This is a genomic window from Bradyrhizobium sp. CCBAU 051011, assembly GCF_009930815.1.
Lineage (GTDB): Bacteria > Pseudomonadota > Alphaproteobacteria > Rhizobiales > Xanthobacteraceae > Bradyrhizobium.
In genome coordinates, this window is the sequence record NZ_CP022222.1 from 2,948,220 (window position 1) to 2,973,805 (window position 25,586).

Below are 25,586 nucleotides of genomic sequence, written 5' to 3' on the forward strand. Positions count from 1 at the left end.
ATCCACCTTGGATCAAGGCTGTTGGGGACGTGCGGCTGATGGCAACGGGAGAGGCATATCAGCACGTCTAGGCTGACCTTACGCGGAGAAGGCGCTGGGCAATCGCGAGTACTTCCTCAACAAGCCCTACAGCTATGGTAGTGGCAGTAAGGATCACGTCCCGTGATTGTTCGAGATTTCCGGAAAATAAGCAAAAATGTCCGGTCGCCCTCCAGCGGGCTTTTTTGTGAGTTGAGTTATTGCCAAAGCGTATCCACACCATGCCGGGGTTCATTAAACCCCAGCTAGCCACGTTGAAGTCCAAGGCGCCCAAGGGCGAACAGTGGCTTCACGAAATCAAATACGACGGCTACCGCGTCCAGGTGCACCTCAACCGTGGACGCAAGAAGGTGTACACCCGCAACGGGCTGGATTGGACCAAACGCTTCTCCACAATCGCTGCAGCGTTGGACATCCCGGGCGAAGCCATCATCGACGGAGAGGTGGTCGTCGTTCACGAGGGGCGGACGAACTTTTCCGAACTACAGGCAGAGCTTGCGGCGGGCAGGCAGGACCGGCTGGTTTATTACGCCTTCGACCTACTCTGGCGCGACGGGGACCTTCGCAAGCTGCCACAGATCGAGCGCAAGCAAGCGCTGCTCGACCTGCTCGGTGAAAATGGCGTCGAGCTGCCGGTTCTCTACTCCGAACATCTGACCGGTGACGGGCAAGAAATGTTTGAGCACGCTGCCAAGCTCAACTGGGAAGGCATTGTCTCGAAACGAGCGGACGCTCCGTACCGATCGGAGCGCAATGAGAGCTGGCTGAAGATCAAAACCGTCCAGAAGGGAAAATTCCCCGTTGTTGGATTCATAAAGGATCCGACCGGTGTGGCCGCGCTCTACCTCGGCAAGCGGGAAGGCAGGGAGCTTGTCTACATGGGGAAGGTCGGGACGGGCTGGTCCCGCAGGATCTCCAGCCAAATCCGCAGGCAACTCGATACAGTGGTCAGCCCGAAATCGAAACTCACCAGGCCGGTAAAGAAGCCGAAGGCGACCTGGGTCCAGCCGACCTTTTACGCTGACGTGGAGTATCGTGACATCACGTCCGAGGGTCTGCTTAGGGCAAGCTCGTTTAAAGGTCTGTCAAAAGGGAACAGGACGGACGTGATGACGTTTGGTCCTCATATACGACGCGCTGGGAAAACTTGGGCGCGGACTCACTAGCACGCAGCCAAACTCGGATCGATGCGAATTGACGAAACGCCAGATAGTTGGCGCGTGCTCGTTATATCGGATCGCGACACGCCGGCATTGCCGGATCTTGTTGAAAAGCATTCGATGAAGTTGCGCGCGATACAGAAACGTTCGCAGCACATAATTCGAGGCTCAGGTTTTGGAGCTTGAATCACGTCGCTGGCAGCGCGATCAATTCGCCATGACTACGGCCGCTGCCGCTTGAACTCTCACTTCCGCTTCCGGCGGGATAGTGTTGCAAAAGTCTTTTTGAGGTGTCGAACGAAAATTCTTAGAGCCGCTGATGCGTTTTGTGCTCGGCGATGTGAGGGACCATGTCGGTTGATCCAAAATCGATCACGGACCTCCGTAATGGCGCTAAAAAGCGACGCAGCAGCAGAGAGGTCTAAAGATCAACTTTCGCGAGATTTTTAGGGTTGTTCGATTTTCGACTTTTGCAACAATATCGGCGGCATAGCGGACTTGGCCGGACTTGCTACAGGCTCGACCGGGTCGCGAATGACCCGAACCGGACCATTGCTTGGTCCGATTAATTGGTTGAACGCAAAGACGCGGGTGACCTAAAGTCTGTTGAAAACCCGAGCAGGTGCGAATCCTGTTGCGTCGGCGCCGGGTCGCGCCTCAGGTCCTGCTCACCTATCCGGAATGAGCTTGCCATGAGCCCGAACTTCGTCTGGCGCCCCATCCGTTTCACCCCGCAGAATGAGCGCGCCTACGTAGAACAGATGGAGCTGCGCGTGGTTCCGCTGCAGCGACTTGCATGCATAATCGGCATCGCCGCGTTCGCCGGTTATCAGCTTTGGGATCTCTTGCTCGATCCGCAGGCGCTCCCCAGGACCGCTCCAATCCGCTTGGCAGTTATCGCGCTTTTCACTGCGGAGTTCGTCATTACCTTCGTGCCATCGCTGCGCAGGCCGCCGTACCTACTGATGCAGAACATCGCGGTCTACACATTCCTTGCCGTTGGCTTCAGCCTGATCCTGGCGCAACTGCCGAACGGATTCCTTGCAGGCGTTTCCGGGTTTTTGCTGGGCATGATCTTCATCCCGGTCTTCGTCATCGGGACCGTGCAGGCGGTCGCTACACTGACGCCGCTCGTCCTTAGCCCACTTTTGGTTATGGCGCTCGCGGGGGCGACGAGGTTGGAAATCGTCAACGCCTTCTCGTGGATTGTCGGCGGCGCGGGGTTTGTAATCGGTTTTGCGTATCTACTCGATGTGATTAACCGGCGCGCCTTCCAGCTCGAGCAACTGCTCGAGACCGAAAAGAACCGTTCAGAAAAACTTCTGCTCAACATCCTCCCGGTGGACATCGCGGAACGGCTGAAGGCGGGAGAGGAGCCGCTGGCCGATCGCTGCGACTCGGTGACCGTGTTGTTTGCCGATCTCGTCGGGTTCACGGAACTGTCGAGAAAGCTGCGAGCGGGTGACGTGGTCGACCTGCTCAACGACTTGTTTTCGCGTTTCGACAACCTGGTCGAACGGCACGGGGCCGAGAAGATCAAAACAATCGGCGACGCCTACATGGCTGCGGCGGGATTGTCCGGCAGTCGAGGAGACCACGTCGCATCAATCGCCGACCTGGCTCTCGACATGCGGAAAGCATTCGCCGAGTTTTGTCGGCACCGCGACCTCTCACTCAAACTGCGTATCGGCGTGCACTCGGGCGAAGTCGTCGCCGGCGTGATCGGCAGGCAAAAGTTTGCGTACGATCTATGGGGTGACACCGTGAACGTTGCAAGCCGGATGGAGTCCAACGGTGTGCCGGGTGAGATTCAGATCTCTGCGGAGACTCGGCAATTGCTTTCGGCCCATTACCGCGCGGTACCGCGCGGGGAAATCGAAATCAAAGGGCACCTGCCGCGGATGACGTACCTCCTGCAAGGCGCGGGATGACCGCTCCTGGCACGTTTCGGACCTGGCCCTTATGGTCGGCAGCGTCCAGTTATTGATCTAATGCGAACATGACCGCGACACGACGATACTTCGGCGAATGGACCACTAGCGAATGCAGAGGAGACCAGCATGACGATTTACATTTCTCAAGGTCGTTACACCCCCGCAGCCATCAAGGGGATGTCTGCGAAGCCGGAGGACCGTTCCGAGGCGGTTGCGGAGTTGTTCGCGGCCGCCGGTGGTCGACTGATCAGTTGGTATCTGACTTTGGGACCCTACGATTGGCTGATCATAGCGGAAGCACCGGATGAGCCCACGATGATTTCCGTGGTGCTTGCCGCCGCGGCTGGCGGAAGCCTTTCGGACATAACCACTACCGTGGCGCTGACGGCGAGTGATACGACGAAGGCCTTCCAGCGGGCAGGCGAACTTACTCTAAAATTCAGATCGGCGGGCCGAGCCGATTACTACGGAGTAGGGATCGATTCGGACCGTGAGATCGGCGAGGCTTGAATACCAAATTCTGGGATGTGTGCTGCCGCTGACATGACGAAACCAACAAGAGGTCGTCGGCCTTAGGCGTGCCCGGTGCTGCCTCGTCAGGCCGAGCGTGGGCTGTTGGATCAATAATGCAACTCGAAACGAATGTGTTGTTGGCAGATTGTGTTGAAAAAGTCCTTTTTGACTGATGACTGAAAATTTTCAGGACCGCCCGTGCGTCTCACGCGCTGCGATGTGAGGGACCACATCGATTAACGCAAAAGCGACCGCTGACGCTCGTATCAGTTCTACAGCTGCAGCGGTTGAGATCGCCAACATTCGACTTTCGCGAGATTTTTGGGAGCCCTTCGATTTTCGACTTTTTCAACAGTATCGGCACTTTTCGGACCTGACTGGTCTGGCTGACGATGCCCATTGTTGAGGGCAAAGCGGACTTCCCAGTTGCGCACTCACACTTCTGAGTTTGACCCAAACCGGAACTGCTGCGCGCCACGCGCAGCTGTGATTCGGAGAACTGCCGACCGCCCCTTGCCCCAATAACAAAGCTATTCGGGTAGTCCCGCCTTAATCATCGCTTCGAAGAGTTCAGCTCTAAGCTTGGGCGAAAAGTGCGGGGCGGTCACAGTTGAGCGCCGAGCTCCAGGAGACAGGCGGAGAAGTTCTACCATCAGTTTTTGAGCGTCTTCCAAACGTCCAGCGCCCACGTAGCATAGGATGGCCTGAGCCATTCCTACATTAAACGCCGGGGGGAACGCTCGAACGGCTTTGTCCGCCCACTCACCCGCTTCGGTATGTCTGCCGGCATTGTGATGCGCTAGAGCAAGTCCCAGCATTGCATTGTAGTTGAAGGGATCGCGCGGACTAAGGTGTAGAGCTAGTTCAAGGTCTGCAACGGCCGCATCGGATTCGCCCTGCCAACCTCGAATGAGACCCCGCGCGTGAAGTGCGGGCCCATAGGTTGGATTGAAATGGATGGCGCGCTCGATCATTTCAACCCCGCCATTGAAGTCGAGCGCGAACCAGAATAGGAGAAAGCCCACAACATTTAATGCCATAGCGTCGTCTGTTCCGAGCTCCTTTAAACGCCGGGCAATCCGCAAAACCTGAGCGTTGTCTTCGACGATGTCTCCAGGCCATTTGTTAGCCCTTCGCCACGCTATACAAGTTGCGGCGCCGCCATACGCGGGCGCAAAGCTGGGATCAAGAGCAATCGCTTGCTCGAAATGCCTCAAGGCAGCTTCATTATTCTGTGGGGTGGTCGGGAAACGAATATGAGGCAAACCGCGATAATACGCTGTCACGGCATCGATGTTATCGGTCCTTCTTCGACTGGCTCTGTCGATCTCGGCACGGTCGACTTCTGGCGCGATGGCCCCGACCACTTGTAGCGCGACCTTGTCCTGAAAATCGAAAACGTTTCCTAAAGCGCCTTCAAACCGATCAGCCCAAAGGTGTGCGCCAGTTGCAACATCGATCAATTGTGCACTAATTCTTAGCCGCGTCCCTGCCTTTCGCACACTGCCTTCGAGCACGTATCGCACACCAAGCTCCTGTCCAACGTGCTTGATGTCGACCGCCTTACCTTTGTAGGTGAATGAGGAATTGCGAGCGATGACAAAGAGCGTCCTGAAGCGCGAGAGAGCAGTAATGATATCGTCAACCAACCCATCGGCGAAGTATTCCTGTTCTGGACGGGCCGGAATGGTTTGGAACGGCAATACGGCAATCGAGGGTTTGTCGGACAACCTAGGTTGAAGTGCGCCGTTTGGGGCTGCAGCATCATCCCGTTCACCGATTTCGTGCACGCTGCCAATGAAGCGAAAGCCCTTCCTCTGTAACGTCTTGATAAGGCGCTGCTGATCGCCGGTATCGCCGATCGCAGCGCGCGCTGCATTGAGGCGGGTCGCAAGCGCGGCATCCGAGATGGCGCGGCCGCCCCAAATGGCGGAAATCAGATCGTCCTTGCTAACCACGCGCTGGCGGTTGCGGACCAGGTAGAGAAGCACGTCAAACGCCTGCGGCGTCACCGAAACCGCATCGATTCCCCTGCGCAGCTCCCGCTTGTCGGTGTCGAGCGCAAAATCTTCAAACAGATAGCGCATCTGCAAGTCCGTTCCTCGAACAGCGCGAGCGTAGCACAGCTTAGCAAGCGGGGGAGCGCGCGAAATCAGCCGTCGGTAATGAAAATGTAAGCGGTCTGTAAAGTGTTGCAGTCACGCTTCGCGCATCCTTGCCGGGAGAAAGCCCTCAAGACCGGCGGTGATGGCGATGAACACAGCTTCAACAATGCTGCAGGATAGGCACGGACACATCGACTATGGCGAGGAGGGCACGGGCCCCACCATCGTGTTCGTGCCGGGATCGTGGGCGACCGCGTCAACCTGGCGGGGCGTGATCGAGGCGCTCGGCGGTCGTTCTCGGACGGTGACGACGAGCCTTCCGGGCTATGGCGGCACGAGGGACCGACGGACGGCTGCCGATTCATCGATCGACCGGCAGGCGGAGATTGTCGAAGCCGTGATCCGCCGCGCCGGCGGTCCCGTGCATCTCGTCGGGCATTCTTTTGGGGCGCTCGCGTGCCTCGACGTCGCGCTATGCGGGCTGCTGCCGCTCATGAGCATGACCCTGATAGAGCCGGTGGCTTTCGGCCTGCTGCGCCGGAAGAGCGAGCTTGCGCTGTATGAGCAGTTCACGGCGATGCGCGATGCATACTTCCAGGCGTTCGAAAACGGCGAGAAGGAAGCCGCGCTCCAGGTGGTCGATTATCTCGGCGGTGAGGGCAGCTTCGATGCCCTGCCGTCCCGAATGCGGCAATATATTGTCAGGACGACTGCGACCCAGGTTCTGGACATGCGTTCGGAATTCGATCCACAATTGTCCGCTTTAGCCAACATCCTGCTCCCAACCCGCGTCATCTGCGGTGAGCGAAGCACGCAATCGTTGCGGCGAAGCGCGGAAATCCTGACTCGTGCATTGGCGAATGCGTCGCTATGCACGATAGCAGGGGCAGCCCACTTTATGCCGGGCACGCACGCTGCAGAAGTGGCCCAGCGAATTGGCGATCATGTATCGCAGACTGAAGCACTCGCTTGGAGCAGCCTGTCCATCGCCTCTCCGTTCGGTTCACGATCTTTCGGCTATGCGGTCTAGATCACTAACTCCCTCCCCAGCGCTCCTCGTCGGCGGCCTCCTGTCAATCGCGGCGGTCGAAGGACACCGGTTTTGACTGAGACCGACGTGAATCCAGCCGGTTTCCAATGTGCTAGTCTGAATCTGTTGTTTCTAGGCTTGGCGGGGGCGTGGGACATCAGACGACGCGAGTTCATTGCGGCACTCTGCAGCGCGGTCTGGCGGGCGAATTTGTTGAGTGAAAGAAAGGTGGAAAGCGCATGAGAGACTTGACTGGACAGACCGCATTCGTGACAGGCGCTGCCTCGGGGATCGGACTGGGGATCGCGACCGCGCTGTCGCAGGCGGGGGTGAAGGTCATGCTCTGCGATATCGAGGAAGAGGCGCTGAACAAAGCGGTCGCGGACCTGAAGACACGGACCAAAGTCGATGTCGATGGCGTGAAAGCTGACGTCTCGCTCAAAGGCGAACTTCAGGCGGCAGCGGACGCGACCGTCGCGCGGTATGGCAGAATTCACATATTGGTCAACAATGCGGGCGTGGGCGGCGGCGGCACCTATGGTGAGTGGACTGATGCAGGCTGGAACTGGGTCCTCGGCGTCAACCTGATGTCGGTGATCTGGGGCTTCGAGATTTTCGGTCCGCTGATCGAAGCCCACGGCGAAGGAGGGCAAATTGTTTCCACGGCGTCCGTCGCCGGGCTGATTACGGGGCCAAGTCCGGCGTACGATGTGAGCAAATATGGAGTGGTGGCGCTGTCGGAGGGGATGCGTAACGTGCTCGCGCCGAGGATGATTGGGGTATCCGTTCTATGTCCGGGCGTCATCCGCACGCAGATCATGAACTCTCGGCGGAATGTGCCGCAGCGGTTTGCTGGGGCTGTCGGCAATCCACCGCCGACAGAAGGACCCCGCGCCGAGTTCATCAAGGCATTGCAGGAACGGATCAACAACGGCATCGATCCGCTCTATGTGGGCGAACTGGTTCGCGAGGCCATCGAAAACGACTGGCCCTACATTTTTACCGACACTGAGCACGAACCATTGCTCGACAAGCGATTCGCAGCGATCAAGCAGGGCTTCGACCGCATACGCGGCCGAACGCCGCGACGCTAGTTCTCGCATATGGCTAACATTCTCCGGCTCGTCTCAAAAAGCCCTAAGCGGAAGACAGGGAGATGGAATTCCTTCTTCCAGCCAGAATGCGAATCGTCTGAAGCAATTATCGTCGGGCGTCGCATCGGCTAACTCGTCTTCCGCGATTGAGCGCCCGTCAACACAGGCCGCAATCGATCCAGGCAATACTGGAAGAATGCGGCGATGCGGGGAATTTTTCGCAAGTCGCGATGGGTGAGCAGGTATATGGGATAGTCGAGTTCTGGAATAGGGCCGATCACTTGTACCAGGTCCTGGTCCAGATCGGCTAGGGGCGTTGGCAAGGGTGCCAGCCCGGCGCCCGATTTTACTGCGAGCAGCACGCTCGGAACGTTGCTCGCTTGGCCAGAGATGCGCGCCTGCGGAGCTTTCGACGACAACCAGCGCGCTGCCTTGAGAGCCGCCAGATCATCGGTGAACTCGATGATGCAGTGGCTCTGGAGGTCCTCGGGGCTTCTCGGGTTGCCGTTGCGTCCGAGATATGACCGGCTGGCATAGACGGCCCACGGCACATCGGCGATTTTCTTGCCGACCAACACTTCCTCGCGGGCGTCCCCACCGCGAAGTGCAACATCCGCCTCGCTCCTCGACAGGTCCAGAACACGGTCGGTCATGAGCAACTCGATTTTGATGCCTGGATAGCTCTTGTGGAATTTGTCAAGCAGTTCCGACCTCGTGAGGCGATACGCTATCGCCGTAGAACATGTCAGTCGGACGGTTCCTGTCATCCCCTTGTCGAAAGTCGCGGCGTGCCGCGCGAGGGCGCTCGCAGCCTGCTCGACCCGTTCGGCGTAGGGTTGCAGTTCTTTGCCGCAATCGGTGAGCCTGTAGCCGCTCGGGCGGCGCTCCACCAGGGGGCAGCCGAGACGCTTCTCCAGTTCGACGAGGCGGCGGTGGACGGTGGATTGATTGACGCGCAAAGCCCTTGCTGCGGCCAGGCTGCTGCCTTCCCGTGCGACCGCCAGGAAGTACGTGAGATCGTTCCAGTCGAACATTTTCTGGTTATGCATTCTTGCCCTCCCGCCGCGCAGCCTTGCTGCTCCATGCCGATCGGGGCCTATGGTATCGACGCTTGCCCATGACAGCCATTGGCTTATTCCAATGAGTTCGTTCGATGCTCGTCCATCTCGCCGGTCGGGGGAAGACAATGAAGCTTCGTCATTTCCGAAGTGCACTTGCAGCACTCGGTCTGCTGGCGACCCAGGCCTCTGCACAGGAGCAGCCGCTGTCAACGAAATGCGAGTCGGCGCCTCTGATGACTGCATGGACCGAACTGGGCGAAAAAGGCAAAGTCGCCCAGTTCATCGAGTATGCTGTCGCGCAGAAGATCGAGCCCTACAAGGCTTTCGATAACGTCTACTACGTTGGAATCTGCTGGGTGTCGGCCTGGCTTCTCACGTCGCCCCAGGGACATGTGCTGATCGACACGCTTTATGAGCCGTTCACTGAACAGCTCTTGGCGAATATCCGTGCGCTAGGGCTCGACCCCAAGGACATCAAGCTTGTGGTCATCACGCACGGTCATTTCGACCATGCCGGCGGCGCAGCGCGCCTTAAGTCCGTTCTGGGACCTGGGACACGCTTCGCCATGTCACGAGAGGGCTGGCGCGAAGCGGCAGAAGAAGCCGCGCTATCAGCCGCCCGTACCAGACCGTGGACGATGATCGAGCCTGACATCGTGCTGAGCGATGGTCAGACGGTCACCGGGGGCGAAGTCGCCATTGAGGCGTTCGAGACGCCTGGTCATTCGATGGGAACTATCTCTTTCGCGTTCGATGCACGTGATGGCGCTCGCACCTACCGCGCGTTCACGGTCGGCGGCCTGGGACTCAATCGCATACGCGGGCCGGACCAAGTAGAAGCGTTCATCGCCAGCGTAAAGCGGATTCGAACCCTCACGCAGGATGGTGCACGCCCCGTGGAGTTGCACCTGGCGACACATGGCTTCTCGACGGGTCTTACCGAAGCGAAAGACCTGCTCAAGACGCGAAAGCCTACGGATCCGCATCCTCTGGTCAACTTGCAGGGTTTCCGGAAGCAACTGGACGACTTACAGGCCGGCGCCGAGAAGCGGCTCGTCATCGAGCGCCAGAGGAAGGCGAACTGATTTCGATGCCGCCAACCAGGAGCCTTAAAGCACATTCATGGAGACGAGTGGCTCCATAGACTCATTAGCGCGTGATTGAGCGGCTCTCCGGTGAACTGGATCTCGTGGCCGGCACCTTCGATCACCATGCGGGAAGCGCCGATGCGTTGCGCTAGGTCGTCACAGATTGCGTCGAACCCTGCACTATGCCCACCCGATATCACGAGTTTGGGGAAGGGGGCAGACGCCAGATTAGCAAGCGGCGGTTCAGCCTCCCAGATCGGCCGACCGCGGCGGAAGACGGGTACGAGCGGCACTGCAGCGGCGATCAGTTCGGGGGAAAGAGCGCTCGGATCACTTCCCACAATTTTCAGGAAACGAATGACCCATTCCTCGTCCGGAGCCTTCTGATCCCAGAGAGAGCGAATCTCTCCCACGAGTGTCCTCGCTGCTTCATTGTGCTGGCCCAACGCGAAGGTGGCCGGCTCCAGTAATGTAATAGATAGAGCCGCTTCGGGACGGCGGGCGGCGGCGAACAGCACGCCGAGACCACCGTAGGAATGCCCTACAAGGTGCGCGCCATTGCCCATGAGACTGGCAATGTCGTCGGCATCGACTAGAAAATCCTCACCTTGAGCCGCGGGACTTCGTCCATAACCACGCCTGTCCGGAACAATCAGACGAAAGCCGCTGTCAGCCAGCGGTCGCTGAGCCTGCCACTCGTCGGATCCTGTTGCCAGTGAACCGTGCACTAACACGACGGGCACGCCCGACCCCCATGCTTCCATGAACAAATCGCTCATTACTCGACCACCCTTTCAATTCGGCAAGGCTTTGGCTCGCTCCATTTCAGCTCACGACAGGGGAGACCCTAGTTGGGCCGGGTACTAGCCATAGGTCGAGAACGGCTAGTAGGAGAAGGTGTCCGGGCGGATTGTTCCGCAGCGATCACGAGGGACCGATCCTATGAGAGCGCAACTGCCTGTTCATACTAGCAAACGTTCCGCGTACATGGCAGCGCGTGGCCGGCTGAGCGCCGGTCCGTGCTGGACGTTATAAAGGTGAGCGTCACGCCTCAAAGATTTGAAATCTGCAACAGCTTGCGGTCGCCAATCCAGGTTTTCGCAAGATTAGCCTGGGCCTTGCGCATGCCAACGGCATCGCCGCGTGCCTTATGCAATTCGGCCAGACCGTAATACGACCAGCCGTTGGCTGGTGCCCGCCGCAGCGCAAGCTCGAATTGCTGCTTCGCCTCAGTGTAGCGACCGGCCTGCAGCAAGGCTGCTGCGAGCGACTGCCGGATTGGATAATACCAATAAGGCGGTTCCGTATAAGGCAAGGCATCCTGCAAGTTAGCCGCCTGCTCGAACTGAACAACGGCGCCGCTCTTGTCGCCTTTGCCCTGTGCCACGCGCCCCATGACCACGGTGCGCGCGATACGAAGCACTTCCTGTACCGGTATGTTGGATCCCTTCAGGAGCTTGAAGTCGGACTCGCGCTCCAATTTCTCGATCGCATCGGCCGCCGCCGTTGCGTCCTCGAAGTTGCCCTGCGCTGCCAGCGCTACGCCGCGGGCATAGAGCCAGATCGCTTTGACGTAGGGGACAGCATCACCCGGGTCGGGTAGCGCCAGGATGGCCTCCGGTGAACTGAACTGCGCGTGCGCGAAATACGGCGCTGCTTTGACGGGCTGCACCAGCGCGATGCCACGGGCGGCCTCATCCGGAATGAGCGTTCCCAACTTCTCCGCGGCTGCAATTACGGTTCTCCCGTCGCCCGCCATTTGCGCGGACGCCATCACGAAGTGCACGTTGTGCGGATAATAGCCCATCCTGTAGACGCCGGGAGGCGCGTTGGTGTCAGCCAGATATTTTTCGTCGACTTTGACAGCGGCCTTATTGTCCTGCAGAGCGTCCAGATAACGCCCAACACGATAATAGATGTGGCTCGGCATGTGCACGAGATGGCCGGCGCCGGGCACCGAATTACGCAGGCGGTCCGCATAGGGCTCTGCGCGCTTGGGTCGGTCAGAGGCCTCGACCGCATGGATGTACAAATGGATCGCGCCGGCATGATTTGGATTGCGCGCCAGCACTCGCTCCAATGTCGGCACGATTGGTACGCTCTGCGGGTTGGGTTCGCGGCCAACTGGCTTTTTCCAGTAATCCCACGGGCTGAGATCCATCACCGCCTCGGCATAAAGCGTGGCGATTTCGTTGTCGTTGGGAAATTGCGCCGCGGCTTTCGCCATTTCGGCGGCATAGGCCTTGTCGAGCGGCGCACGATCCGCCTTGGCATCGTTGCTGTAGCGCACAGCGAGAGCGCTGATCAGGGCCTGCTCCCGAGGCGTTGCCTTGCCGGCAAGAGCTATCGCCTTCTGTGCGGCGGCATAAGCGGGCGCGATGGCATCCTCCTGCATGGGCAGATTGATATTGGGGCCAAGCACCAATGCTTCGCCCCAGAAACACATCGCGCAATCGGGATCGAGCTTTTGCGCCTTGCGGAACGCGCGTTGCGCCTCACCGTGATTGAAGGCGTAGGCCAGGCGCAGACCCTGATTGAAATAGGCTTGCGCCTTTTCGTTCTTGGTCGTGATCTTGTAGGTGATGGATCCGAGGCCGTCCCATAGCGGCGGCTCGGTGTCCGCGAATGCCGGTGCAGAAGAGGCAGCACTCATCTCCGCGCGTGGCACTTCGGTTTGCGCAAGACGAAGCATCATGCCCGGTCGACCGCTCGCGCCCGCTGTCTTGCAGAGCGCAACATCCGGATCAGCGAGGGAAATGTCCCTGGCGCTGGCGCCTGCGTCGGCGAGAGTTGCGATATTGTATGCCAGCAGCGCCGCCAACGAGGTGCCTGCGAGAGCTGCGGCTCCAGTGGAAGCAAGCAGCGTGCGTGAGTGCCTGGAGATGGCCATGTCGTGCTCCCAAACGTTCGTCTTATGGGTCCTAAGGCGTTTGGAAAGGTTCAATGATTGCTCCAAAATGTCGTGCGGGTGCAGCTGAGGCAACGATACTGTCCCAATGTTGCTGGCGCTGAAGCACCGCTCCCAGATGTCGATCAGCGAACACGGGCTTACTTTTAGGCGGACAACTAAACACGGCTGGCCAGAACTTCGGCTGTTGGGTCCGTACAGGCATCCCCTAACGCTCCCCACCGCGAGCCTTTCGATCGTTTCGTCCATAATTTCCAATCATATTTGGTGCCGGGCCTTGAGATGGGTGAGTTCTCGCAGAGACTTCGTGCTGATTGAATGCTGTTGACCGAAGTCAATGGCTTATCCATTACCTAGGCGGAAATTCGGAACCCCCTACCCGTAGGCTGTATGCACGCCGGGGGGTTCCCTTATAACGTTTTTGGCGGCCCTGAAGGGACCCGCGAAAGATTTCGGTGCATCGAGTTTAGAAAATAAACTTCTCAACGCGACTCGAAATTCAATTCCGATTCTGACTCGGTGGCGAGTGCATCCCCATGGCCGGGCCTTGCCCGTGCCATTGCACATTATCAACCGGATAGTTGATTAGGGTATGCCCGCCTTTTCCTTTTCGTTTGTGATTTCTCTTGCGCTTCTACTGCTAGGAAGAAGGTCCTATCGCGTATCACGGAATGATACGTAACCCGATGATTCTATTTCTCTTGACACAAACGTTCGCCGCCGTGCGTCCGGGCGATCAATCGAGGCCGTCTGGAGTGAATAAGAGCGCTTCGAGCGCTGACAGCTGGGGCGGGCTATCAGCCGGGGCGGGCAGGTTACCGGCCTATCGGCTATTGAACGGGTTGACGGGTTAAAATTCAGGCCGCCCATACGCAAACCCCCTATTCCATAGGGGATTGGACGGGTTGAACGGCTTTGCCACCTTTTTGGATCAACTCCCCTTATAATGGGCCATTCCTATCACGCTAATCGCCATCATGGCCCATATATACACCAATCTTTAAAAAGGCGTCCATGGTGTCAGACGTGTCCAAACTCCTATGGAATGAGAGGTTTGCGGTCGGACGGGTTTGGCGCGAACCCGTCCTAACCCGTCCTGTTCTAGCTTGCGAACAACCCTTTGTAGCCTAGCTTTTCTGCAAATGCCTTCCGGGCGTCGCCTAGATTCGGCGCTTCCCACGCCCGTTGACCCCGATACTTCAAGTCGGCGCCGCCGTTCCAGCCATAGCCCTTCAGGCTCTTCAGAACCATTTCGTTCGTAACGTTTGCGCGCGGGTTGATGTAGTGAAGGCATTCACGGTACGCCTTCGCGACGACGGTCGGCTTTAGAAAGAATCCGCCGTCCGCCCAATTGGCGGCCGTAAGTGTTTGCCCTTTGGGTTGGATGATGGCTTCGTCACCGCCGGGTAACTCACCATCGCGCAAGCAGTCATGGTACCACTTGTCGAAGCCCTTCAGCCCTTGGAATTTCTGTTCGGCCATGGCCTGCGTTTTCGGCACGTCGCCGCCGTACGGCTTCCAGTTGCCAAGGTCCATCGACAGCATTTCATGCAGGAACTTCGCGCGCCCGCCTTTGTCTAGTTCGCTGTGCAGGTCGTTCCAGTAGATTCGATTCTCGGAGTCCGCTGGCGCATCAGCCGGGGCGTAGTGTTCTTCCGACACTCGCGACACGCAATAGCGGCGTTCTTCCAGCCCGGCGGGGACGACCCATTCTTCATTGCTTAGAAAGATCAGAGCGACGCGATTGACGCCGCGAAAGCGGTCTAACCCCTTGTAGTGATATTCGCGCTCCGCGCCGGTTATAAGCTTTTTCATCGGACCGAGCCGCTTCACGTCGCCGCCCCACATAGCTTCTTCGACCGACACTAAGCAAAGCGACTCTAGGTGGCCGGTGAAATCGCCAGTTAGGGCGTCGATGGAGTCAACGGACATGCCGTGACTCCCGAACAGTCCGACAAGGGTATCGGCGAAAGTTGATTTGCCGACTCCGATGCTACCTAGGAAGACCAACGCAACGCCGGGAAGCTTGTCAGGGTTTTGGAGTTTCCACGCAGTCCACTTCAGCACGTAGTTATAGACCGCCGTATCCCCTGCGCACAGGTCATCGCGTATCATCGCCTTGAACAGCTCGCACGACCCCTTGCCGCTTGGCTCAATCGCGAAGCCGGTCCACAGATTGAGTCGGCCGTTGACGACGCCGCCGGGATCGCCCTTCGTGTCGAATGTCGTTCCATACGCGGTCTTGCGTCGGGGCCATGTCTGCCACGCTTCGCCAAGCGGTATTGTGTTGGATGCATTCCTCGACAACCCCGTCATGTCGCGTTCGATTCGGAAATTCTCATAGGAGCTAACGAAGTCGTGTCGGCTATAGGCGGTCCATCGCTTGCCCGCGTCGCTGTCCTGTCGGCTCATGATACGGTATTTGCCGTTTGCGACGACCGCGCAATATTTGGTGTTGAGGTCTTCCAACTTCGAGATGGCCTCTTCGGGATAGCCTTCAGCGGCGACTCTGTCGTCGGAGTCGTCTTCCATCGCGTCGAATTCGGCCGCAGCGCCGGGCGGAATCCAGTCATCGAAGTTGGTTTTCATCACATGGCCCTCACATATCGTCCGGGAATTCTTCATCGGTAACGGCATTGGCGGGGACCAAGTCGCTTGCGTTGTTGTCGCGCAGTATCTTGAAGAGCGTTCGAATCGTCACCACGCGGCCGTCACGTTCGGTGTGCAGCGAATCCCATCGCTTGCCGATTCGCTCCGCGTCGTCTGCGTAGTCCGGGTCTGATACTGACCACTTGATAAACTCGCTACGGGCTTCGCCTGCGCTGGCATGGTGACATGCCTGCATCAGCGGAAGCCATTTGTCGTTTGAGTTGAACCTTCGCGGATTCAGCCGCGCGAGCGCCTCGGCAATCTGCGAAAGCGTCCACTCGCCGCCTTCGCCCCCGCCGCCTTCGAGGGGAGTCCGCTTGATGGCGCGCAACAAGGCGCCCGGAATTTTTGGCAAACCGGCCTTGATGTCGGGATGGGCGGGCGACCAATAGTAAGGCTTGCGGTTCGGATGCATCGAACCGGCGGCAACGACCTGACGGCCTTTCGATTTGAATTCAAGGCCTGGGTATGCGTCTAGCGTTTCACGGATCAGCACGTCGGCGGGCTTGCGCATGTAGCAGTGCCAGCCGCCGGACCCGGTGTAGACGCGTGGGAAGGCGTCGCCGTCGGTTCCCAGGTCAAAACACAACGCGACAAAACTGGTGTCGCCGCCGTTGCGGGGGTCAACGTCGAGAACGACTAGTTCATCGGTCAAGCGCACGCCGACATTGTAGCCGCGTTCGATGCAGATCGCCCGGACCGTCCGACTATTGTAGTTTCGGACCGGCCAAGCCGTATGCAGCGGATGCTTGCCGATGGCTTCCTTGACCCATTTGCCCTTTTTCAAAACCCATCGGACTTGAAAAGGCCTGTACAGCGGAATCAGCGGAAAGACGTCCACGTCATAGCGCATCAAGTCTTTGCGCCGCTCGCGCGGAATCGTTCCTTTGCCCCCGGCGATCTTTTGTTTCATAGTCATAGCCTTCGAGTCCATCGTTGCCTGGCCCCGTCACGAGTTGCCATCGTGCGGGGCCGTTCCTTTTGGCGATGGCGGGTCGCCAAGTTGAAAAACTTACCTGACGTTCCGCGCGCCGTCGCGCTTGCGCTTCCAAGCCGCGAGTTCACGCCGGTTGTAGAAACGAACGCCGCCGATCTTGATCGAAGACGGAAAGCCCGGTTCGCGCGCCCGATGGCGGAAGTTGTCCAGCGTCTCGCCGACAAGCCTTGCCGCTTCGGGCGTCGCGGCGACGTCTGCAAGTTTTGGCGTCGTGTTCATGGTCGTGGTCCTTCTGTCTGCTAGGAGGTTAGCGGGCCGGGATTTTGGGAGTCAAAGGAACGTTTGCGCCATCACGACGCCAACGCCGCTTTGCCGCCAGTGATTGCTTCGCCCACTTCAGCGCCGCTTCCGGCGTCAGCCCGAGCGCACATTCGCGATTGAGCGCCGTTGCAAGCAATTCGCGAGTTGGTTCGTCCAGATGCCCGGCGACCTCTTCAACGAACACGCGCCGGTTACTGAGCATCTGCCACGTGAATTTCTGCTTCGCGGTCGCGGACCTCAGCGCGATGCTGTAGCGGGAATAGGTGGCACGTAGGAGACGCAACAGTTCATCGTTGGGGGGCAGGTGTGACTTGGGCATAACGACCTCTCCAGGGCTGACACTTATTGCGGATTAACGCTGCCGCGCCTGTGCGCGGTCAGCCTTCTGCTTGATGGTCTCGTCTCCCGAGACTGTCTTCAGCACTCGAGCCAGCTGGGTGACGATCCTGCGGAGCCGTTCGGGATTGAAGGCTCTTGCTGCCGCGATAAGGTTCTCGGGATTCTGATCCAATTCGTCAGCAAGCAGGGTAAGCCCAGCGGAAAACGGCTCATAGGCGCTAGGTGGGAGGCCGTCATCGGCTTCTCGACGGCCATCATCGCCCATACTTGGTGCGGCTTCATCGTCTCCGGCCGCCGGCGCCGACGTTTGCTCGTCCTCCCCGCAGTCGACCTGTCCCTCATGTAGGGCGGCGATCTCCCTCGCCACATTCAAAGTGACCGCGTGTCGATCGCCTTCAGGGCAATCGATTTCGCGAGGGCTTTATCCATTGTGGCCACGAAGTACAGCGCGCTGAGCGAGATATCCATGTCGCCTAACGTGACCTCGGGTCCATAGGCGCCGGCATCACATGCTGTGCAGAATTCTGCCACCTTCCGGTAACGCAAGGCAGTCCGTACCGACCAGGAAAAGTTAGTCTTAAGCCAGGAGGCCCACTCGCCATGCTCGCATTCGGCCTCGGCTGCGATAAGCTCGCGACCAATCTCGACGATGCTTGAGAGCGTTCCTTTCTCGATAGATTTGATCCTCTCAACACGTCGACCGAGCCGGCTCGCGTTTTTCTCGGTCACCATGGCACGCTCCTTGAAAATGACTTGAACAGTTCGCTCGCTGCGGAATTCAGCTTTCCGTTGGCGAGCAACAGGGTGATTTTGCGAGGACACACGGCAAATTGCCTGCCGATCTCGTACTGAAGGACGTCTTCGACGGTGGTGTCGAAGTCCGGCGGCAGGCCGGCTCGGTACTCGGCGAATCCGCGACGGAATGCAGGGTGTCTCATGAACCGCACATGGCTGATCGCCCGCGTTGCGATTTGATCCGCAACTCGTTTTGTCTGGGAGGATCTCTCACTCATGATCGCACCGTCGAAGAGCCCGCAAATCGGTCACGCATGACCGATTTGATTTCGGCTCGGCCGGTGAAACAGGTGTCGAGTGGCGTGGTAGATTGCGGAGCCATTCGTGGACGGCGGCCCGCTCGTACCGGACCCATTTTCCTTCGCCGCACCAGGGCGGACCTTCTTTGCGAGCCCTCATCGCGCAGAGATGTTCTGGCGTGATGCCGAGGATCTGCGCGCACTCAGTGCTGCGAATGAAAGGTGAGTTGAGCGTGTCGGCGCCGAGCTGATCGGCCACCGCTTGTGCTATTTTGCGAACGAAGGCCTCGACCTGCTCGTCGCTGGGTATGGCAAAGGGAGGTGGGCTTGGATCAAGGATCGACATGCGCAGTTCTTTCGGTGTTAACCGAATGAGATGCGCCTGCGTTGTCGAAGAGATTGTTGTTCGATGAAATAGCGACAGCGACGAGCGCTCCCATTCGAGGATGGGCTGCTTTCGTCGGATCGCTTGATGGCCTCTGCTTACCCGATATTTCTCAGCATACTAAGAGCTCACTGAGGGCTCCGTTAGCTTTCAATCACGGGGCAATCGCGTTCCGAGATGACCTGGCCATTGAGTAGGTGTGGTCACCTCACGACTTAGTTGCCGTCCTCGAAAAGATCAACTGAAATCCGAGATATCGTTAATTTTCTACGGAGGCATCATTTAGACTGAAGGCAGTTGGGTAACTCGACGCGAAGCCCATCGGCAAACTCGTCGGCAATCCGGATCGTTCGCTCAACCCGAAGTCCAAAATAGCCTGTGGGAATTTCGTCGCCGTTCTGAAGGGCCTTTAGCACCACTGCGCGCAGCCTCTTGCTGTTTCCCGTCCAGATCTGGCCGCGGGCAGCCATCCATTCCTCAGCTTGTTTGAGAGCAGTACGAGACGGATTTCCCTTAACTTCGTAAACGATGAAAACATGTCGCCCGTCATCCGTTGCAAAACCGAGTTGGGGAAGCGGCGACGGGTTAGCGTCTATAAGCTTCGCAAATTCTTGCGCGGCGTTACTTCGCGCTTGAACTTGGCTACGCTTATGACCGATCCCAGCCGCTATTCGTCGATCGAGCTCATCGATAGCGACGAGGAGTTCGGAAGAGCGGCGATTTTGGTGCCGTTGCATTTCGAGAAGCGACTTAAGATCAAAGCGATCTGATCGTTGATCGGGTTCTTGCTCACTGGAAATTCGCGGCCTTATCGCGTCCTGAGCGTTCATTGTGATGCCTCCATGCTGTCGGTTATAAATGCGGAGATCTGCTCTTGGGCGTCCCGCAGAGAAGCGAAGAGCGCGGGCACGTTTGCATAAGCGTCGGTGACATCGTCATCGATCGCATGATTCATCAAAATTTTTAGGCGAAGGCGATCGACGCCAGCCGCGGCGGCAAGCGTCCGGAACGAATGTCGCAGCGCGTGTCCAGTGTGGGACAGCTTCTGCCGACCCTCTTCCTTGACCTCAGCGACGTGTCCTCCGGGCGCCGGGAAAATCCAGGTCTTGCTTTCCTCGAGGTAGTAGGTCTGGCCGGCTTCTTTGACCCGCTCCAAGCACGCCAGCATTGCTGTCGATAGCGGCAGTTCGAACGCTCGTTCCGCGCCGCCCTTTGGGGACGGCAGGCGCAGCGAGGGGCGGGCAGGGTCGAAGTTCGTCCAGCGGGCGGTTAAGACGTCGGTGCGACGCAAACCAGAGAGGAGCATAAACAGATGGAGCTCGCGGCGGATGGGGTTGGCGAGCGCCTGGAGCTGCGCCCACCACGCCGGCAGCTCGGCTACACCCATGCCGGTGCTACGGGCCGTCTCCTTGTGGAATAGCTTTCCTGACCGGAACGGATTGCGCTCCGGAAGGCCCGGCGTCTCCATTTCGTCCTTGGCGTGGTTCCAGACGGCGCGAGCAAAGCGCATGGTGCCGTTGGCGGCGTATTTGCCGCTTGCGTACTTCTGGCCGGCCCGAGCGTTTCTGGCGCGCTCGGTAATCGCGGCATGCTCCTGGACGACCTCCTCGCGCTTGATGCTGGCCAGCGGCTTGTCGTGCCAGTCTTTCAGGTGGCGGTCGAACTTGTCCTGGTAATCGGCAATGGTGCGGATGCTCTTGCCTTCCTTGGTGATGGCGGCCTTATAGGCCTCCCAGGCGGCCTTGAAGGTGAATGAGGGAGCAACCTCCCGGGTGCTGGCAAAACCGCGTGGGATCGGCTCGCCGCGGGCGCGGAGCGCCACGATTTCGAGGGCCTTGGCCCGCGCCTCGTCGGCGCTGGCGTGCGGGTGTTCGCCCAGCCATTCCACCTTGGTGGAGCCACGCTGGCGGTCTACCCTCGGTGTTTCGTACTGGTAACGGTACGTCTTTGTGGTCTTACCAACCCACACATGGAAGCCGGCGATTTTGGTGTCGCGGATGATTTGCGGCTTGGCGGGGGCGAATGGCAGACCTTTGACGGCCTTGTCGGTCAGCAGCATGCGCGGGGCTTGGGTCGACGGCATGGATTCTCCTGCACGGTTTTGCACGTATAAAGAGGCCAAGTGCCGCGCATTTAGTCTGGAGGTCTAAGCCAGTTTTGACTAAGCGAAGTTAATTTAGGCAGTCAAATCTTAGGCTTAGCTCCCACCCGCCGGTTCTTGCTTAGTGACCCTTAACCAGGATTTGGCGCATGGCCAAAACTACGAATCTGGGGGTCAGGAGTTCGAATCTCTTCGGGCGCGCCACTCAAGATCCAGAAATCATTCATAAAATTTCGTTCGGGCGAGCCGCCTGCTGTGGGGAGGGCGACCTTCGGGTCGACCGACCTTTAAAGGCGGAGGCTCCAATGAATATCCCGTTGGACGAGTGGTCCGGATCAAAGGCCACTAACGAGTTGCGTGAAAGCTTCGAGCGCGGCCAGCGATCCAACACTCGGCTCACGCGGGCAATGCTGATCCTTGCGGCCATCGCCGCCGTAGCGGGTGCGATTGCAGCGGTGCCGGTCATCCAGGCGTGGATCAAATAATCGCGTCAGTCCCGGCGATTCCCATCACCGCAACGCGTCGGAGATTCTCTTCAATCACCCGGCTGACGTTCGGCTCTTCACCCGCATTGCATTTGCAGGGCATTACCGGCCCCGCAGTCGCAGCCAAGCTCACTGTCCCATGGCTTGTCAGGATGGTTCTCGCAAACCCACCCGATGCCGTGACAGATTTCACAATTAGGATTTGTCACCGCGCAACGACATAGCAACGTTTGGCTGCGCCTTGATTTCTGATTGACGGAGCCGTTCGATCTGCTTTCGGAAGCTCACCGGTAACTCGCGATCTTCTTTGAACGACGCTCGTAGTCGTTCACCAATCTTTTTGACGATCGCGAGACTATGGGTGGAGTCGATGTCAACAGGCTTTCGCATAACATCTCTCCCGGGGAGACGACACCAATGTCGGGTAGCTAACTAAGGCACTTATTAGGATTTCGTTCCGCGTTTTCTGAATATTTGTTCAGATTGCTTATGGAGCGCATGCTGAGGCTGGAAGCCTTTGGCGCGATAGAATTCTTTGGATAGGGTGTCTCGCCGCAGCCGTAGGCATGATCGAGGAACGTGAAAGCCATCAGATCGTTGAGCATTTTGCCAGTCGATTAGAGCCGCGAGTCAACGCGGGCAGCTGGTGCTAGGATCTCTCGACCATGTGCTTGCGTCGGCGGCTCGCTGCTATCGTGCTCCTTAGCATTACGCCCTTAGCGGAGGCTATTGCGGCCAGCTTGGAATGGCGAAGGTACGCAATTCCCTCCACCGGACTGAGCGTAGATGTTCCAATATCGATTTTCGAGGAGGACAAGGGCGCAACAGAGGACACACTTGGCCGCCATCTTTTTACGAAGGATTACCGGGCCAACCTCACGATCAAGTCGTTTCCTAATCCCGATAACGTTTCCCCTGCCGTTTTTCTGGAAAAGATGCGGCCGCCAACCGATATACAATACAGAAGAGTGACTCCTAACTTTTTCGCCGTGTCCAGTGTTCGGGATGGCCACACGTGGTACAATCGATGTAACCGCGCGAAAGGCTTCATGAATTGCGTCCTGATCAATTATCCAGCGGCGGAGGAACGCCAATGGGATGCTATCGTCACGCGGATTAGCTTGTCCTTGGCCAAATAGAGAGCAGACCCGAGGTTTAGCGCCGGGGTCGCCAGCCATTGGGCCACTCGCGCCCCCGGCCGGGCCGTTTTTTTGTTTGCTGTGAATCCTATTCGAGACAGGCCCTTAAACGAGCTAGCCCTCAAGAGACCTTCCGAGGTGATGTAGCAATACTCGACGTCGGCGACGAAGGTTGGCTCAACCCATGTGGCCTTGGCTTCTTGATGGGTTTGGTGAGCTTGGACTTTGGGCTGACGACCGTATCGAGCTGCTTCGTGTTTTTATTTGGCGGTGGCCAATATCATACAGACAGCTCGACTGACCTGCACTTAAGTGGCCCCATTGCCGATCTTGAAACACTTCCGATCAGACCAGTGCCCCAGCGCTGGGCTTTTCGTGGAGTGGCCTGTTTTGTTCCTGCGAGTGGCCGATTTCGGCCAGTAGAGGCTGCTAACCGAGGGGGCATTACGTCGGCGCTTGCACATGATGGTGACCCGCTTTGAGATGCGGCCGTCAACTCCGATGAGATAGCCGCAATCGGCGCGGCAATCAGAACACTAGGTTCCAATTACATCATACGAACACACAAGCACCGCTCAACGAACAGCGGGAACTGCCTTTTCGGTGCAACCATTGGCGACGCGCAACATTGACTCACTGCTAAACAACCAAGGATTTTCATAATGTCTAATGCCAATCAGAATAACGCAAATCGGAATTTATCGCAGCTGCAGGATGATAGTAGAGAACAGATCAATGCCGCTGCTGCGTCGATGACTTCCTTCCCGGGCGGCTTTCACGCGATTGCCACAGCTTACAGCGACTACACCAAGAAATCGTTTGAAGACACCAGGGCGTTTGTCGAGAAGCTCTCAGGCGCGAAGTCGGTCGACAAGGCGATTGAAATTCAAACCGAATTCGCAAAGTCGGCTTTCGAGACGTTCATGGCCGAGTCGCAGAAGATTGGCGCATTGTATCGCGATCTTGCTACGCAGTCCTACAAACCATTCAGTGATTTGCTCGCCAAGATGACCCCGACAAATCGATAAGTCTTACTCGCTGGCGATGTCAGCGCAAAAAATGGCCCCGCTCATCGCGGGGCTTTTTTACCGCAGCCGATGAGCCACGGACAAAGCTCGGCGGGTTATGTCCCGCCGTTTTTCGCAATTCGATGTGCCGTCCGCAGTAACGGGGGGTGCCACAGAACTCTACAGGGACCTTTGCACAGTCCAAACGTTACCGTGCCACGGGGAGCGCCGCCTGAACAGGTATTTCCAAGGCTTGCAGAATGACAACAACAAAAGCGGAATTGAACAGGTACTTTCAGATGATTGATCGGCGAGTGCCGATTAGCGTCTCTCAGTTCATTCGATGGCTGCGTATGCCATCCTCATTTGCAGTTCGTCTAGTCATTGCAATACTTCTCATTCTCGGAGGCATCTTTAGCTTTTTGCCCGTCCTGGGCTTATGGATGTTGCCTCTTGGCTTATTGCTAATCGCGCAAGATGTTCCCTTATTGCAAAAGCCTTTAGTGGCCGCGTTTGCGGGGGTCGAGAGGAAGTGCGAGTGGCTAAGAGTAAGTTGGAGAGACGGATGAGGCTTGCGCGCGTCCCGGATATCCTCATTACGGCTCGTGCTTGATCTCGGGCTTGTCGTACAAGACCGCAGTCAGCAATGAGCTGTTGACCTCGATTTTTCCGTTGTAACTAATGAAGCCAAGCTTGCGGAATCTGTTCATGAAGAAGCTGACGCGGGACCGCGTCGTCCCAATCATTTCGGCCAATGTTTCCTGACTGATATTTGGAGTGATCGGTTGAGGGCTGCCCTCCTTGCCGAAATTCGCCAGCAGGAGCAGCAGGCGCGCCAACCGCTTTTCACTGGAGTTGAAGAGCTGGTCGATCAGATCCTCTTCAATCCGGCTGTTGCGGGTCAGCAGATAGGCCATGAATAGCTCGGAAAATTTCGGCTGATCGTGAAGCGCCTGGAGCATGGCCGTCTTCGTTATCGCGGTGACCAGGCACTCCTCCATCGCTGTCGCCGTCGCGATACGCAGCGAATGGCCGTTCATGCAGCCTTCGCCAAAGAACTGGCCGGGCCCCAAAATGCCGACCACAGCTTCCTTACCTTGCTCGGATATGACAACCACCTTGACCTGGCCTTTTTGAATATAGAAGACTGCGCTCGCCACGTCGCCTTGCGCGAACACAATCTCATCCTTGCGAAATTCAAGGATGGTCTTCCCTTCGCCCACTTGGGCGAGAAACTCCTTGGGATCAAATATTGCTTGGTTGGCTTTGTTTGGCATGTCGCGCTTCGTCCCGGCGGTGGGACGCCTATCTTACCATTCAGGCCCGCCGACGTTCGAAGTAAAAGTGCCGCAGGATGGGGGCTTTTCGCAGCAGGATGAGCCGGGGAGCCCCACAATCTCGCGCCTACATAAATGGCATGTGAGATCGAAGCGGCCGAAGAAGCATTCGGTTGCGGATAACTGATGAGAGCCCATGCCAGATCCATGAATTGCAAGCCCGTTCGGCAATTGACACCTTGAAAAATGGGTTGCGAATTGTCTCCTGGGTCCGGGTGCGCTTTCGGCTTTTGGGGTCAAGATTGAAAGGCCGCGCCTCTCGCAAGTGGAACCCGAATTGCTCTTGTTCTGTTAGGTAGAGGCCGAGCGGCCCCAACCAGCCGAGCCAACCCCATGCCAAAGATCCGCGTTTCAATGCCGGAATTACAGCGTCGAGCGTTGTTAGAAGTAAGGAATCAGCCCGGTTGTCACGACGTCCGGGAAGTAGCAATCAATCGTGTTGCAAAGCACGCTGAAAATAACTGGTCGCTCTGTGTGCTTCGAGCGGGCGCGGCAGATGCCAATACCGCCGCGCGCGCGGCGGTTCACGTCCAAACTGTTTTACGCCGGGACTATGATCTGCTGACGGATTGACCTGGAGGTCCAAAAATGGAAGGCGGAGATCAAATGGACCACCGCTTCTCCTTCTCGATATTCACGATTGAGATCAACGACAGGCCAACGCTTGCGTTGCAGGCTAAGAGGCACAAGGACGCGGAACGTCTTTGCGAATACGGTCAGTTGCGCACAACGTTGAGTACAATCACGTCTCATGGCACACCGTTGTGCGATGCCAGCGCCACGATGAAGGTCAGGTTGGCCACCGCGGAAGAAGCAGCTCTTTATCGGCAAGCAACGCAATCGACCGAGCCATCAAGTGACACTAACGTTGTGTACCTTGTGGATCTCGATGAATAGGCCGTGAGCATCCGTATTGCTGC

General features: G+C 57.8%; 26 protein-coding genes and 1 pseudogene. 10 read left to right on the forward strand and 17 right to left on the reverse strand.

Going from position 1 to position 25,586, the window contains the following annotated elements; all coding sequences use genetic code 11:
- Nucleotides 1-260: 260 nt before the first annotated feature.
- The 3 genes from ligD to ACH79_RS13945 all read left to right on the forward strand — a co-directional run bounded on the left by ligD (nucleotide 261) and on the right by ACH79_RS13945 (nucleotide 3,643).
- The gene (ligD, locus tag ACH79_RS13935; RefSeq protein WP_161856355.1) at nucleotides 261-1,205 is read left to right on the forward strand and encodes a non-homologous end-joining DNA ligase; all 945 of its coding nucleotides are present in this window, start codon (nucleotides 261-263) and stop codon (nucleotides 1,203-1,205) included.
- A 686-nt stretch (nucleotides 1,206-1,891) separates the two neighbouring features.
- On the forward strand, nucleotides 1,892-3,130 hold the full coding sequence (locus ACH79_RS13940; RefSeq protein ID WP_161851531.1) for an adenylate/guanylate cyclase domain-containing protein: 1,239 nt from the start codon (nucleotides 1,892-1,894) through the stop codon (nucleotides 3,128-3,130).
- Nucleotides 3,131-3,259: 129 nt separating this feature from the next.
- On the forward strand, nucleotides 3,260-3,643 hold the full coding sequence (locus tag ACH79_RS13945) for a GYD domain-containing protein (protein WP_161851532.1): 384 nt from the start codon (nucleotides 3,260-3,262) through the stop codon (nucleotides 3,641-3,643).
- A 533-nt stretch (nucleotides 3,644-4,176) separates the two neighbouring features.
- Here the strand turns inward: ACH79_RS13945 and ACH79_RS13950 are convergent.
- Complete coding sequence (locus ACH79_RS13950) at nucleotides 4,177-5,733, reverse strand: winged helix-turn-helix domain-containing protein (RefSeq protein WP_161851533.1); 1,557 nt, start codon at nucleotides 5,731-5,733, stop codon at nucleotides 4,177-4,179.
- Between the two features lie 160 nt (nucleotides 5,734-5,893).
- Between ACH79_RS13950 and ACH79_RS13955 the strand changes: the two genes are divergently transcribed.
- Together ACH79_RS13955 and ACH79_RS13960 are read left to right on the forward strand one after the other, a co-directional pair.
- A complete protein-coding gene (locus ACH79_RS13955; protein ID WP_246738529.1) occupies nucleotides 5,894-6,781 on the forward strand; it encodes an alpha/beta fold hydrolase in 888 nt (295 codons plus the stop codon).
- Nucleotides 6,782-7,050: 269 nt separating this feature from the next.
- Entirely contained in the window at nucleotides 7,051-7,875 is an 825-nt protein-coding gene (locus ACH79_RS13960) for an SDR family NAD(P)-dependent oxidoreductase (protein ID WP_246738530.1), read from the forward strand.
- A gap of 128 nt (nucleotides 7,876-8,003) precedes the next feature.
- On the opposite strand, the gene ACH79_RS13965 is transcribed toward ACH79_RS13960, so the two are convergent.
- A complete protein-coding gene (locus ACH79_RS13965; protein WP_161851535.1) occupies nucleotides 8,004-8,924 on the reverse strand; it encodes a LysR family transcriptional regulator in 921 nt (306 codons plus the stop codon).
- Between the two features lie 137 nt (nucleotides 8,925-9,061).
- On the opposite strand from ACH79_RS13965, the gene ACH79_RS13970 reads away from it, so the two are divergent.
- Nucleotides 9,062-10,021 (forward strand): MBL fold metallo-hydrolase, encoded by a 960-nt coding sequence (locus ACH79_RS13970; protein WP_161851536.1) that lies wholly within the window; start codon nucleotides 9,062-9,064, stop codon nucleotides 10,019-10,021.
- Nucleotides 10,022-10,056: 35 nt separating this feature from the next.
- On the opposite strand, the gene ACH79_RS13975 is transcribed toward ACH79_RS13970, so the two are convergent.
- From ACH79_RS13975 to ACH79_RS14030, 12 genes are all read right to left on the reverse strand, one after another.
- A complete protein-coding gene (locus ACH79_RS13975; RefSeq protein WP_161851537.1) occupies nucleotides 10,057-10,803 on the reverse strand; it encodes an alpha/beta fold hydrolase in 747 nt (248 codons plus the stop codon).
- Nucleotides 10,804-11,075: 272 nt separating this feature from the next.
- Nucleotides 11,076-12,914: a hypothetical protein gene (locus ACH79_RS13980; RefSeq protein ID WP_202639239.1), complete on the reverse strand. Its 1,839-nt coding sequence runs from the start codon at nucleotides 12,912-12,914 to the stop codon at nucleotides 11,076-11,078.
- 1,119 nt (nucleotides 12,915-14,033) lie between these two features.
- Nucleotides 14,034-15,521: a primase-helicase family protein gene (locus ACH79_RS13985; protein ID WP_161851538.1), complete on the reverse strand. Its 1,488-nt coding sequence runs from the start codon at nucleotides 15,519-15,521 to the stop codon at nucleotides 14,034-14,036.
- 10 nt (nucleotides 15,522-15,531) lie between these two features.
- Nucleotides 15,532-16,494: a bifunctional DNA primase/polymerase gene (locus ACH79_RS13990; RefSeq protein WP_161851539.1), complete on the reverse strand. Its 963-nt coding sequence runs from the start codon at nucleotides 16,492-16,494 to the stop codon at nucleotides 15,532-15,534.
- A gap of 99 nt (nucleotides 16,495-16,593) precedes the next feature.
- Nucleotides 16,594-16,797, reverse strand: coding sequence for a hypothetical protein (locus tag ACH79_RS13995; RefSeq protein WP_161851540.1), 204 nt, complete (start codon nucleotides 16,795-16,797; stop codon nucleotides 16,594-16,596).
- A 28-nt stretch (nucleotides 16,798-16,825) separates the two neighbouring features.
- Complete coding sequence (locus ACH79_RS14000) at nucleotides 16,826-17,158, reverse strand: hypothetical protein (RefSeq protein WP_161851541.1); 333 nt, start codon at nucleotides 17,156-17,158, stop codon at nucleotides 16,826-16,828.
- Nucleotides 17,159-17,191: 33 nt separating this feature from the next.
- On the reverse strand, nucleotides 17,192-17,443 hold the full coding sequence (locus ACH79_RS14005) for a hypothetical protein (protein ID WP_161851542.1): 252 nt from the start codon (nucleotides 17,441-17,443) through the stop codon (nucleotides 17,192-17,194).
- A gap of 104 nt (nucleotides 17,444-17,547) precedes the next feature.
- Nucleotides 17,548-17,910: a DUF3102 domain-containing protein gene (locus tag ACH79_RS14010; RefSeq protein WP_161851543.1), complete on the reverse strand. Its 363-nt coding sequence runs from the start codon at nucleotides 17,908-17,910 to the stop codon at nucleotides 17,548-17,550.
- Nucleotides 17,904-18,191 (reverse strand): hypothetical protein, encoded by a 288-nt coding sequence (locus ACH79_RS14015; RefSeq protein ID WP_161851544.1) that lies wholly within the window; start codon nucleotides 18,189-18,191, stop codon nucleotides 17,904-17,906. Before ACH79_RS14015 ends, ACH79_RS14010 begins: the two co-directional genes overlap by 7 nt.
- Nucleotides 18,184-18,558, reverse strand: coding sequence for a helix-turn-helix domain-containing protein (locus tag ACH79_RS14020; RefSeq protein ID WP_161851545.1), 375 nt, complete (start codon nucleotides 18,556-18,558; stop codon nucleotides 18,184-18,186). The genes ACH79_RS14015 and ACH79_RS14020 overlap by 8 nt, the downstream gene beginning before the upstream one ends.
- Nucleotides 18,559-18,875: 317 nt before the next feature.
- A complete protein-coding gene (locus ACH79_RS14025) occupies nucleotides 18,876-19,427 on the reverse strand; it encodes a hypothetical protein (RefSeq protein WP_161851546.1) in 552 nt (183 codons plus the stop codon).
- Nucleotides 19,424-20,680, reverse strand: a complete 1,257-nt coding sequence (locus ACH79_RS14030; RefSeq protein WP_161851547.1) for an integrase family protein — start codon at nucleotides 20,678-20,680, stop codon at nucleotides 19,424-19,426. The genes ACH79_RS14025 and ACH79_RS14030 overlap by 4 nt, the downstream gene beginning before the upstream one ends.
- Nucleotides 20,681-20,847: 167 nt before the next feature.
- Here ACH79_RS14030 and ACH79_RS14035 point away from each other — a divergent pair, with 167 nt between their 5' ends.
- Complete coding sequence (locus ACH79_RS14035) at nucleotides 20,848-21,183, forward strand: hypothetical protein (RefSeq protein WP_161851548.1); 336 nt, start codon at nucleotides 20,848-20,850, stop codon at nucleotides 21,181-21,183.
- 195 nt (nucleotides 21,184-21,378) lie between these two features.
- Here ACH79_RS14035 and ACH79_RS14040 read toward each other — a convergent pair whose 3' ends face one another.
- On the reverse strand, nucleotides 21,379-21,573 hold the full coding sequence (locus ACH79_RS14040) for a hypothetical protein (protein ID WP_161851549.1): 195 nt from the start codon (nucleotides 21,571-21,573) through the stop codon (nucleotides 21,379-21,381).
- A 679-nt stretch (nucleotides 21,574-22,252) separates the two neighbouring features.
- Nucleotides 22,253-22,492, reverse strand: a pseudogene (locus ACH79_RS45075) (hypothetical protein); the annotation flags it as partial.
- 492 nt (nucleotides 22,493-22,984) lie between these two features.
- On the opposite strand from ACH79_RS45075, the gene ACH79_RS14045 reads away from it, so the two are divergent.
- Entirely contained in the window at nucleotides 22,985-23,350 is a 366-nt protein-coding gene (locus ACH79_RS14045) for a phasin family protein (RefSeq protein ID WP_161851550.1), read from the forward strand.
- Nucleotides 23,351-23,925: 575 nt separating this feature from the next.
- Here ACH79_RS14045 and ACH79_RS14050 read toward each other — a convergent pair.
- Nucleotides 23,926-24,606: a Crp/Fnr family transcriptional regulator gene (locus ACH79_RS14050; protein WP_161851551.1), complete on the reverse strand. Its 681-nt coding sequence runs from the start codon at nucleotides 24,604-24,606 to the stop codon at nucleotides 23,926-23,928.
- Between the two features lie 393 nt (nucleotides 24,607-24,999).
- On the opposite strand from ACH79_RS14050, the gene ACH79_RS14055 reads away from it, so the two are divergent.
- Both ACH79_RS14055 and ACH79_RS14060 read left to right on the forward strand, forming a co-directional pair.
- On the forward strand, nucleotides 25,000-25,239 hold the full coding sequence (locus tag ACH79_RS14055; protein WP_161851552.1) for a hypothetical protein: 240 nt from the start codon (nucleotides 25,000-25,002) through the stop codon (nucleotides 25,237-25,239).
- A gap of 15 nt (nucleotides 25,240-25,254) precedes the next feature.
- Complete coding sequence (locus ACH79_RS14060; RefSeq protein ID WP_161851553.1) at nucleotides 25,255-25,563, forward strand: hypothetical protein; 309 nt, start codon at nucleotides 25,255-25,257, stop codon at nucleotides 25,561-25,563.
- The last annotated feature ends 23 nt before the right edge of the window (nucleotides 25,564-25,586 follow it).